Annotated in this window: 9 protein-coding genes and 1 pseudogene; 4 read left to right on the forward strand and 6 right to left on the reverse strand. The window is 70.1% G+C overall.

Going from position 1 to position 9,874, the window contains the following annotated elements; genetic code table 11:
- Window positions 1-103 precede the first annotated feature (103 nt).
- Window positions 104-520 carry a hypothetical protein gene (locus tag ACZ6KY_RS41220; protein ID WP_469315385.1) on the reverse strand — a complete coding sequence of 139 codons (417 nt, stop codon included), beginning with the start codon at window positions 518-520 and terminating at the stop codon, window positions 104-106.
- Between the two features lie 138 nt (window positions 521-658).
- Between ACZ6KY_RS41220 and ACZ6KY_RS41225 the strand changes: the two genes are divergently transcribed.
- Window positions 659-3,559: an AfsR/SARP family transcriptional regulator gene (locus ACZ6KY_RS41225; RefSeq protein WP_469315386.1), complete on the forward strand. Its 2,901-nt coding sequence runs from the start codon at window positions 659-661 to the stop codon at window positions 3,557-3,559.
- A 75-nt stretch (window positions 3,560-3,634) separates the two neighbouring features.
- Here ACZ6KY_RS41225 and ACZ6KY_RS41230 read toward each other — a convergent pair.
- Window positions 3,635-3,895 (reverse strand): annotated as a pseudogene (locus ACZ6KY_RS41230) (IS3 family transposase); the annotation flags it as partial.
- A 143-nt stretch (window positions 3,896-4,038) separates the two neighbouring features.
- Window positions 4,039-4,185: a hypothetical protein gene (locus tag ACZ6KY_RS41235; protein WP_469315387.1), complete on the reverse strand. Its 147-nt coding sequence runs from the start codon at window positions 4,183-4,185 to the stop codon at window positions 4,039-4,041.
- A 447-nt stretch (window positions 4,186-4,632) separates the two neighbouring features.
- On the opposite strand from ACZ6KY_RS41235, the gene ACZ6KY_RS41240 reads away from it, so the two are divergent.
- Window positions 4,633-4,914, forward strand: coding sequence for a ribbon-helix-helix protein (locus ACZ6KY_RS41240; protein ID WP_469315388.1), 282 nt, complete (start codon window positions 4,633-4,635; stop codon window positions 4,912-4,914).
- Entirely contained in the window at window positions 4,911-5,285 is a 375-nt protein-coding gene (locus tag ACZ6KY_RS41245) for a PIN domain-containing protein (RefSeq protein ID WP_469315389.1), read from the forward strand. Before ACZ6KY_RS41240 ends, ACZ6KY_RS41245 begins: the two co-directional genes overlap by 4 nt.
- A gap of 97 nt (window positions 5,286-5,382) precedes the next feature.
- On the opposite strand, the gene ACZ6KY_RS41250 is transcribed toward ACZ6KY_RS41245, so the two are convergent.
- From ACZ6KY_RS41250 to ACZ6KY_RS41260, 3 genes are all read right to left on the reverse strand, one after another.
- Window positions 5,383-6,156 (reverse strand): FG-GAP repeat protein, encoded by a 774-nt coding sequence (locus ACZ6KY_RS41250; protein WP_469315390.1) that lies wholly within the window; start codon window positions 6,154-6,156, stop codon window positions 5,383-5,385.
- 174 nt (window positions 6,157-6,330) lie between these two features.
- Window positions 6,331-7,761: a YfgM family protein gene (locus ACZ6KY_RS41255; protein WP_469315391.1), complete on the reverse strand. Its 1,431-nt coding sequence runs from the start codon at window positions 7,759-7,761 to the stop codon at window positions 6,331-6,333.
- A 316-nt stretch (window positions 7,762-8,077) separates the two neighbouring features.
- On the reverse strand, window positions 8,078-8,770 hold the full coding sequence (locus ACZ6KY_RS41260) for a TetR/AcrR family transcriptional regulator (protein ID WP_469315392.1): 693 nt from the start codon (window positions 8,768-8,770) through the stop codon (window positions 8,078-8,080).
- A gap of 53 nt (window positions 8,771-8,823) precedes the next feature.
- Between ACZ6KY_RS41260 and ACZ6KY_RS41265 the strand changes: the two genes are divergently transcribed.
- On the forward strand, window positions 8,824-9,852 hold the full coding sequence (locus ACZ6KY_RS41265) for an FAD-dependent oxidoreductase (RefSeq protein WP_469315393.1): 1,029 nt from the start codon (window positions 8,824-8,826) through the stop codon (window positions 9,850-9,852).
- The last annotated feature ends 22 nt before the right edge of the window (window positions 9,853-9,874 follow it).

A 9,874-nucleotide genomic window follows, 5' to 3' on the forward strand; every position in this document is an offset into this window, starting at 1 on the left:
TACCCCTCCCCCCCCCCCCCCCGCCCCCCCCCCCCCCCCCCCCCCCCCCCCCCCCCCCCCCCCCCCCCCCCCCCCCCCCCCCCCCGCCGAGGTCAGGCGGTCATCAGATGGACCAGCTGAACGAATGCGTGGCGGTGCACGCGCTGTTGAACCCGCCGCTGTACTTGCAGATGTAGAACTCGATGTAGCCGCTCGTGTGGCCCTTCAGCGTCGACGGGTCCAGCCACACGGTGTCGCTACCGCCCGATCCGCTGCCGCCCGACCAGACGAACCGGTGGCTCGTCAACTCGTCGCCGCCTTCGATCTTGACCGACCAGTCCATCTCCACCGAATGGCTGTCGGCCTTCGTGTCGTCGACCAGCGCGGACAGCATCAGGTCGTCGCCCGACTTGTCCGCGGACAGGTGGCCATCGCCATAGGACGCGGTGATGGTGGTGCCGGACGCGCTCGCGGTACCCGCGGTGAGCATGAGCGCGGTGAGCGCGGCGGGGGCGATGAGGAGCTTCCTGGACATTTTCATGGTCTGACTCCATGTAGTGCGTTGGACAGGCTCGGTTCTGATGGGACCCGAGCCTTACGCGGGCCAGCAACATGCCGCTAACATGCCGCGAAGATCGCTCCACTTGGGACGGCGGCGGAAGCCCGGGAGGGCACAGCGATGCGGTTCGCGGTGCTCGGTCCGTTGGACGTGCGGGACGCCGCGGGGGTGGAAGTGCCCGTCCACGGCGTACGCATCCGCAGCGTGCTGGCGGTGCTGCTGCTCAACGACGGGCGTCCTGTCCCGGCCGAGGAGTTACGGGCCGCGGTCTGGGGCGAGGATCAACCCGCGTCCGTTGCCGCTTCCCTGCACAACCTGCTGGCGCGGCTGCGCCGCACGATCGCCGATCCGGACGGGCGGCGGTTGCGGCACACACCGCAGGGCTACCTGCTGGACGCCACCGAGGACGAACTCGACTCGCGGCTCTTCGAGGCCCGGCTGTTGCGCGCGCGAAGCGCCCGGGCGGCCGGGGACTGGAAGGCCGTAGTCGAGGAGACCGACGCCGCGCTCGCGCTGTGGCGCGGAAGCCCGCTGGCCGACCTGCCGGACCTCTCGGCGGCACACACCTTCGGCGAACGGCTGCGCGAGACCCGGCTACGTGCGCTCGAAGATCGCTTCGACGCGGAGCTGCGGCTCGGCGGCGCGGGCGCGCTGGTCGCCGAGTTGAGCGGCCTGGTCGAGGAGCATCCACTACGGGAGACGTTCCACGGCCAGCTCATGCTGGCGCTGCACCGCGGCGGCAGGAGCGCGGACGCACTCGCCGTCCACCATCGGCTGCGCCGCGCCCTGGGTGACGAACTCGGCATCGAGCCGGGTCCCGCAGTCGGTGCGGCGCATCAGGAGATCCTGATCGGGGAGGAGCGGGAGAAGCGGGCAGCGCCGGCACTGGCACCAGCACAGCTCCCGCAGGCTGCGGTCCACTTCGTCGGGCGGGCCGAGCACCGCGCCGTGCTGCGCGAGGTGCTGACCAGACAGCGGAATCACTGCCCGGTGGCCGTGGTGAGCGGCATGGCCGGCGTCGGCAAGACAGCGCTCGCGGTCCATGTCGCCCGCACGGCCTCCGAACACTTCCCCGACGGGCAGCTCTTCCTCGGCCTGCACGGAGCCACGCCCGGGCTGACGCCCCTCACCGTCCGGCAGGCGCTGCTGGCGCTGCTGCGCGATCTCGGGGTGGACCCGGCTCTGATACCCGAAGACGTCGAAGGGGCCGGCGCGGCGCTGCGCTCACGGCTGGCCCGGACCCGCACCCTGCTCGTGCTGGACGACGCCGCCTCGGCCGCTCAGTTACGACCGCTGCTGCCGGCCGGCCCGGGCTGTGCGGTGCTGGTGACCAGTAGGTCGGCGCTGACCACGTTGGAGAATTCCGAGCACGTCCGGCTGGAGCCCCTGTCGCGGGCGGACAGCCGCGCCCTCTTGATCGGTTCGTCGCGGCGGTCCACGGCGGAGTTCGACCCGGAACCGACCGAGCGGCTCATCGGCCTCTGCGGCCGGCTGCCCCTCGCACTGCGGATCTGCGCCGCCCGCCTGACCTCCCGCGCCGCCCTGCCGGTCGACGCCTTGGTGGCACAACTCACCGCACAGGAAGGGCGCCTCGATCACCTGGAGCTCGACGATCTGAGCGTCCGCCGGTCCTTCGCCGTCGCCTATGTGTCACTGCAGGACTCCGGGCGCCGACAGGACCGGGACGCCGCCGACGCGCTGCGCAGCCTGGGGGTGCTGGACCTGCCGGAGTACTCGGCGGCCCTGATGGCTCGGCTGATGGACACCGACGAGGCCCGGGCGGCGGCGGCCCTGGACCGGCTGGCGGACGTCGCACTGCTGGACGAGATCCGGCTCGGCCGGTACGCGCCCCACGACCTCGTGCGGACTTTCGCCCGGGAGGCGGCCGTTGCGGAACAGCAGCCGGGCTGGCGGGAGCGGGCTGCCGAGAGGGCCCTGTGCTGGTACGCGGCGGACGCCCGCCACTCGGCCATCACCCTGGCGCCGGAAATCCTCAGCCGGCTGGATCCAGCCGCCGCACCCGAGGGCGAGGGCTTCACCGACGACCAGGAGGCGCTGGAGTGGGGGGACCGGGAGCTGCCCAACCTGCTCGCGCTGGTCGAGTACGCCGTCCGGGCCGACATCGCACCGCGCCAGGTGCTGACTCTCGCCCAGGAGCTACCGACCTACATGCGGCGGCGTGGAGCGTTCGACGAGATAGCGGCACTCGGCCGCATCGCTGTCGGCATCGCCCGCGCGACCGGCGACCTTCGAGCCGAGGCCATGGCGCTGGACAACCTCGCCGGAAATCACTTCGACAGCGGGCGATTCGATGCCGCGCTGTCCCTGCTGGAGGAATGCATCGCGCTCTGGCAGCGGTTGGGCGAACCCCTTTGGCAACTTGCCACGCGCAACAAACGCGGCCTGGTCCTTCATGAACTGAAGCGCGACGCCGAGGCCGTGGTGGAACTACGGCAGAGCCTGGAACTGGCCCGGGAATTCGGTGACAGGTTCCAGGAGGCGGTCGCGCTGAGCACCCTGGGCAACGTCACCGAGCGCACCGATCCGGCGGCCGCGATCGCGTACCACCGGCGCAGCATCGACGCGGGCAGCGCCATGGGCAACGTCGTGGTGCAACTCGCGGGACTGTGCAACATCGGCTGTGCCCATCTTTCCTTGGACGAGGCGGGCGAAGCACTGCGCTGCTTCGAGGAGGCGCTGGCGCTGCCCTCGGAACTCGGCAGCTGGAACACACAGCGCGAGACCCGGGTGGGTCTGATCCGCAGTCTGCGGCGGCTCGGCCTGCTCGACCGGGCCGCGCGGGAGTGCCAGACCCTGCTCGGGCTCGCAACAGCCGACCGGTACGGACAGGGGCTCGCCCAGCATCAGTACGGGTTGGTGCTCCATGCCTCGGGTGACAGCCGCGGCGCCGTCGACCACTGGCGCGAGGCGTTGGCGGCGCTCAACGGCAGCGACGCGACCGTCCTGCCGGAGCTGCGGTCCCTCCTCGCGGACGCCGTGCCCGGTCCGCCACCGCCTTGAACGCCGGCATCCAACGGAGTCTCTGCCGAACAGTGGTCCTGGCCGACACCCTCCGGCTTCTGCGGAGCTTGCGGGTTAATCCTCGTCGCGCCCCGGCTCGGTGGCGGTGAAGTCCCGCTGGAACAGGTCCGCAACCGGTGAGGTGGCCGGGTCCGGGACGGTGGTGCGCACGCGTCTGCGCAGGCGGATCCCGGTGATGGAGAACGTCCGCATGATCCGGGCGACCCACTTCTCGTTGACCCGCAGCCCTTTCTCGCGGAGCTCGGCGGTCACACGCGGGGAGCTGTAAGCGCCACCGGACTCGCCGTGGACCTCACGGATCTCCTCGGCCAGGACCCGGTCCTCCCACTGCCAGGCGGCCCGGGCCTTGGCGCCGGCAAGCTACTTGTAGTAGCTGGACCGGTTCACGTCCAGGACCTGGCAGAGCCGCTTCACCCCGTAGGTGTTCCGATGGTCGTCGACGAACTGGAAGCGGCTCCCTACCAGTTCATCTCTCCGGCGAAATACTTGGCCGCCTTGTGCAGGATGTCCCGCTCGGTGGCGAGCTTGCACTCACTCGCCTCGAGTTCTGCCACCCGGGCCTCCAACTGCCGGACCCGCTCGCCCGGATCAGCGGACGGTGCCATCTCCCGACGTTGGGCGGCCGGCTGCCACGGCGTTCATGGTCCCGCAGTACCCTCTCGCGCAGGGCGGCCCGGTTGACGCCCAGGTCGGCGGCGATGTTCTTGTGGGTCGCCCCGGGTGTGGACCGAACACCGAGACGCTGCGGAACTGGATCCGGGCTGCCGACGGACGACGTGCCGACGCCCACTGCGCACCCCAGCCGCGGCGGCGGGGAAAACGGTCTGATGCACCGTCCCGAGCCGTGGGGGCTCAAGACCGACCGCCGTACCGTCGTTCTTGGGTGTTCATCCGGGGATGATCGTCGGATCGCGGCAGCGCGCAGTCGATGAGCTCGCCGGTGCTGCTGGGCCGGCCTCGGCGAGCAGGTCCCCCTGCAGCGATTGCTTCGCCCGCGCGATGACGGCGCGGTGGCCAGGAATGACGGCATGCTCAGCGAAGCGACTCCCGCAATGTCTACCGGCGGTAGAATCGGCTCTATGAGCAAGCCGACGAGCATCAAGACCAGCGAGGAAGTGCGTGACCGGCTGCGTATCCTCGCTGCCGAGCGCGGCACCACGATCACCGAGCTGCTGGCAGAGCTCGCCACCCGTGAACCCACGGCCGCCGAACGCGAGCAGCGGGCTGTTGAGGCTGCCGGTGAGCTGGGCATCGAGTACACCGACCAGGTCCAGCAAGCCGGCCAGGACGCCTGGGCGAAGGTCCGCGCCCATCAGGGCGGCGCCGCCGCATGAATCTGACGGCCGTCTTGGACCACACGGCTCTGGCCGCTCTGTACCGCGCGGACTCCTTCTTCACGGGCCTCTATATCGAGGCCTCGCGCGGCACCGGCCGGGTCATCATCCCCTCGCTGTCGGTGCTGGCTGCCGAGCGGCAGGTTGCGGGCGCGGGCAGGCACGCGGCATCCCTGCGGTTCGCGGAGAACGTTCCGTTCACCGCAGCTCATGCGGTGGATGCGATGGACTGGACAAACGTGGACTGGCCGGTGGCCCACGCTGCTGTGATCGCCTGGCACGCGGTGAAGGCGGGAGAGCCCATCACGGTCCTGTCGCTGGAACCCGAGCTGTACGCGGGTACCGGCATCACTCCGCTGAATCCCACCTGACCCTGATGAGGCTTTCGGAATCTTCTCACCTGGTGCTCATGGGCAGGACGGACTTGCTCGCTGCAGCTCCCCATGGGGGAGTCCGTCAGCTGGGGCGCTAGCGATCTTCGCAGGCGCCGTAGCCGAGGGCGTCGGGGTAGCGGGCGGGGAAGTCCGACTCCCCGTAGAATCCGGTCTCCTCACGGCTCACGGACACGCCGCCCCTGTCCTGTCGGCCGATGCGGCGGGAGACGCCGCCGTCCCCGGTCGACTGGAAGACCTCCAGCTCGGCGCGGCCGTCGTGGTTGGTGTCGATGGCCCGTGCTTCGTACACGAACGACGATGACGGCATACGGATGGTGCCGGTCCGGTCGCTGCTCAGGTCGCGGGCGAGAGGCCCGTAATGCACCTCATGTACCACCATGTTGTGCTGCGGTGCGTCGCCGTTGTTGCGCTGGCTGTAGAAGACGGCCAGGTCGAGGTAACCGTCGCCGTCGAAGTCGCCGAAGGCTCCCCGCGTCTTCATGTCCTTCCTCCATGCGCCTCGCAGCTTCTGCCAGGATCCGCGGGCAGCGTCGACTTTGACAATGGTCCGGTGATCGTCTTTCTGGAAGACCACTGAGCTGGTGACCTCGTTGATCTCGTCCAGGTGTCCGTCAGCGTCCAGGTCGGCCCGCAGGGTCAGGGTGAAGCCGTCGATGGCGCATATGGCCATGGGGGCGTGGTCGCCGGGTCGGGGTCCGGTGCCCAGCAGAAGCCACGTACCACCGGCGATCACGGCGAGACTGCCTCCGAGAGCCGTGGTGAGCCGCTGGCGACGTGTACGCGGTCGCGGCAGCGACGAGAGCACGCCCCGAGGCGTGGCCGGCTTCGGGGCAGTGGAAGACGGCATACCAGGACCCTACTTGGACTGCGCTGGGCCCGCGGCAGAAAGCCCGTCTCAGGTGCCAGCGGCAACCGCCTGAGGAGTGAAGAGCAGCACTGGCCTTTTTTCGGAGATCCTTATCAACCCGCGCCGCCTCGGACGCTGGGGGCGTTTCCTGCGGGAAACGGCCCCCTTCTTTCGTCAGCGCCCGGTGTGCAGGTGCGCCTGCCGGGCGATGACCAGGCCACGCCAGCGGCTGCGGGTGTGCTGTTCACTGTCGAGCCACCGGACTGCGGAAGTCTGATCGACAGGCAGGTCGGCCATGAACTGGGCGATGTCGACGAAGTATGCGTGATCTTCGGCGGACGTCTGTTGACGCAGCCGGGTGAGGGTGGCGTTCAGCGCGGTGTGATCGTCGAGAACAGCGTGGTGGAAGGCGCCGGCCAGCTCGATCGCGGGGGCCAGCGAGGCGAGACCGGCGGTATCGGGTTCGGTGCGCAGCGTAGTGATCTGATCGTCGATGTTGGTGCTGCCGGCGTCGCGGATGAGTTCGGCCCGGCGGACGTTGAGGGTGGTGGCGCGCAGGTTGAGGCCGGCCAGGAGCTGGTGGGCGAGGTCGATTTCTGCGGTGGCCTGGTCGGGGGCGTAGAGCGCGACGGCGAATGCGCGCAGGGCCTGGTTGTGGGCGGCCTTGCCGTGCTGTTCGGCTTCGGTGCGTCCGGCGAGGTAGGCCGCGGCGGCGCGCTCGGGTTGGCCCTGGAGCCAGTACAGGTCGCCCAGCACGCGTTGGTGGCGGCCTTCCCAGCCGAGGTTCTGGGCGGTGGCGAGTGCGGTGGGGAAGTCGCCTGCCAGGCGTGCGGCGTGGGCCAGGCCGCGGCGGGCGGCTGGGGCGAGGCGGTCGCCCTGGTCGGCGACCTGCTGGTAGTCCCGGCGGGATTCGGTGGCACGGCCGGTGTCGCGCAGGGACTTGGCGCGGTAGTAGAGCGCCATTTCCTGCAGGTCGGCGGGCAGCAGGTCGGCGTCGAGGACGGCGGTGAGCCGGCTGACGGTGCGGGCGCGGTGTTCGTGCTGGCGGCGGGTGAGGGTGCTGAGGAGTTCCACGAGGGCGTCGGCGGGTGTGTCGGGCGCCGGGGGCGGGTGGGGTGACCGGTTCCCAGACGGAATCGCCGACGTAGGTCCAGACGGCGTCGGTGAGCCAGTCGAGATCGAGGTTGTGGTCCCGGGCGATGGCGAGGCCCTGGCGCAGGCAGCCCACGAGGAGCCGGCGGTCCACTGCTCGCCCAGCGCGGTGAGGGTCCGCTGGGCGGCCTGGTGCCAGTCGCGCGCAGACCAGCGGTCGTCGGTGTGATCGTCGGCGTCCCGGAGGGTGGAGCGGATCAGCCCGTGCAGGTGGTAGGGCCACAGGCCGAAGGGGCGTTCGATCAGGCGTAGTGTCGGCGCCTCGTGGGCCAGGCCGGCGGCTTGCGCGGCGAGCGGCAGGTCGAAGGCGTCGAGCAAGGACACGGAGCGCAGCACGTGCCGCTCGGGCGCGGTGAGGTCGGAGAGGGTGCGGGCGATCAGGGCGGGGAAGTCGTGGTCGAAGTCGGCCGGGGCGGGGTTATGGCCGGTGCGACGGATTTCGAGGAACCGCATCACCGACAGGTCGAGATAGAGCGGCAGGCCGTGGGAGCGGTCGGTGATGACCTGGCGAATCTCCTCGCTGATAAGCGGTTCGCCGTCGCGGGTGAGCCGGCGGGCGAGGTGGTCGTCACAGTCCTCGGGGGAGAAGTCGCCTTTACCGACTCTCGATGTGTGTGGGGGGACTCTGAACTGAGGCGACGCGTCGCGTAGATGTCCGTGACGGTTTTGAGCCGCACATCAAAGCAGCGGCTTTGCACGTCGACGGGTCGCTCACCGACGGTCGATCCGCGCGACCCCGATCTTGCTCACATTCGGCAAGAGCTGAGCGTCACGCCGGTGGCCGGGTGAGTTTGGCGGCCACGGCGTCGAGGACCCAGTCCAGGCCGGTCGCGAAGGATGTCTCGGCGTCCACGTCCGTGCTGTCGTGCACGGCCTTGGCCAGTGCCGGGAAGCGGCCCGTGGCCAACATCCTCGTCACATGCGGGCCGGAGGCGCGCCGCCAGTCCTGCTTGGACAGGCCCGTGGCGCGCTCGGCCCGCAGGTTCGCGATCTCGCGCCTGATCGCGCCGGTGGAGTAGGAGCTGACAGTCTCCACGGCGCGCATGACGGTGTCGATGTCGGCGAGCCCGTCGAGGGCGGCCAGCTTGGCCTCGGTTACGGCGAGGCCGTTGGGACCCAGGGTCGGGCGGCCGCCGAGCAGGTCGGCCATCCAATCGTGACGGAGAACGGCCTGTCTGGTGCGCTGGGCGAGGACGCGCAACGCCTCCCGCCAGTCACCAGGCTGCTCCTCGGGGAGGATCTCGGCGTGGACCTCGTCCACCATGAGGTCGAACAGCTCCTGCTTGGTGGAGATGTATCCGTACAGCCGCATCGGGCCGGCGTTCAGCCGGGCGGCGACCTTGCGCAACGACACCGCCTCCAGCCCGCCCTCGTCGGCCAGCGCGATGGCGGCGGCGACGATCCGCTCCCGGTCGAGCGGCACGGGGCGAGTCGGTGGCTCCGGCCGGTCCCACACAGTCATGGTCACACCGTTCTGTTGCGATGCAGAGCAATAGAGAAATACAGTGTATCGACATGAGACGTCGTATCGCTGTGGTCGGGGGCGGTCCTGCTGGCCTTACCTTCGCCCGTGTCCTGCACCGCCATGATTACCCCGTCGCCGTCCTCGAACGCGATCCCGCCCCCGACGCCCGCCCCCCGGGCGGCACGCTGGACCTGCATGAAGGGCTGGGCCAGCTCGCGCTGGACAAGGCGGGGCTGCTGGCGGAGTTCCAGGCGCTGTCTCGCCCCGAGGGGCAGGCCATGCGCATCCTGGACACGGACGGGACCGTCCTGCGCGACTGGCGACCCCGTCCGGATGACCGGGCCAATCCCGAGATCGACCGCAGGCAACTCCGTGACCTGCTGCTCGGCCCTCTCGACGTCCAGTGGGGCCGGGGCGTGACGCAGGTGGTGCCGGAGACCCGGGACGGCGTACTCGTCCATTTTTCGGACGGGCGACAGGAGGCGTTCGACCTCGTGGTCGGCGCGGACGGCGCCTGGTCCCGGGTCCGCCCGGCGGTCTCGTTGGTGACACCGCACTACACCGGCGTCACCTCGATCGAGACCTCCCTCGACAACGTCGACACCCGCCACCCTGACCTCGCCCGGTTGATCGGCGACGGTTCCGTGGCTGTGTACGGCGTGAACCGAAGCCTCGTCGCCCAGCGCAACAGCGGCGGCCACGTGAAGGTGTACACCAAATTCCGCGCGCCGCTGGACTGGCACGCGAACCTGGACCTGGCCGACGTCGAGGCCGTGCGATCGAGCCTGCTGGCCCTGTTCGACGGCTGGGCCGCTCCCGTCCTCGACCTCCTCCGCCACGGCACCGCCTTCGTCCACCGCCCCTTCCACGTCCTGCCCGTGTCCCACACCTGGACCCACGTCCCCGGGGTGACGCTACTGGGCGACGCCGCCCACCTGATGCCCCCATTGGGGGCGGGCGCGAACCTCGCGATGCTGGAAGGCGCCGAACTCGCCGAGTCCATCACTACTAGGCACTGTTTCTCGGATCATGTGCGGAGCCAGATGAGGAGGGCTGCGAGGGTGACGGTGCCTAGGTAGATGTAGGCGCGCTTCTCGTAGC

Source organism: Streptomyces sp. NPDC042002, from assembly GCF_055588305.1.

Excerpts from the sequence above, each read along its gene's own strand:
- ACZ6KY_RS41245 (WP_469315389.1), top strand. The coding sequence starts at position 4,911 with ATGAATCTGACGGCCGTCTTGGACCACACGGCTCTGGCCGCTCTGTAC.
- ACZ6KY_RS41220 (WP_469315385.1), bottom strand. The coding sequence starts at position 520 with ATGAAAATGTCCAGGAAGCTCCTCATCGCCCCCGCCGCGCTCACCGCG.
- ACZ6KY_RS41235 (WP_469315387.1), bottom strand. The coding sequence starts at position 4,185 with ATGGCACCGTCCGCTGATCCGGGCGAGCGGGTCCGGCAGTTGGAGGCC.
- ACZ6KY_RS41225 (WP_469315386.1), top strand. The coding sequence starts at position 659 with ATGCGGTTCGCGGTGCTCGGTCCGTTGGACGTGCGGGACGCCGCGGGG.
- ACZ6KY_RS41260 (WP_469315392.1), bottom strand. The coding sequence starts at position 8,770 with ATGACTGTGTGGGACCGGCCGGAGCCACCGACTCGCCCCGTGCCGCTC.
- ACZ6KY_RS41265 (WP_469315393.1), top strand. The coding sequence starts at position 8,824 with ATGAGACGTCGTATCGCTGTGGTCGGGGGCGGTCCTGCTGGCCTTACC.
- ACZ6KY_RS41250 (WP_469315390.1), bottom strand. The coding sequence starts at position 6,156 with ATGCCGTCTTCCACTGCCCCGAAGCCGGCCACGCCTCGGGGCGTGCTC.
- ACZ6KY_RS41255 (WP_469315391.1), bottom strand. The coding sequence starts at position 7,761 with ATGCGGTTCCTCGAAATCCGTCGCACCGGCCATAACCCCGCCCCGGCC.
- ACZ6KY_RS41240 (WP_469315388.1), top strand. The coding sequence starts at position 4,633 with ATGTCTACCGGCGGTAGAATCGGCTCTATGAGCAAGCCGACGAGCATC.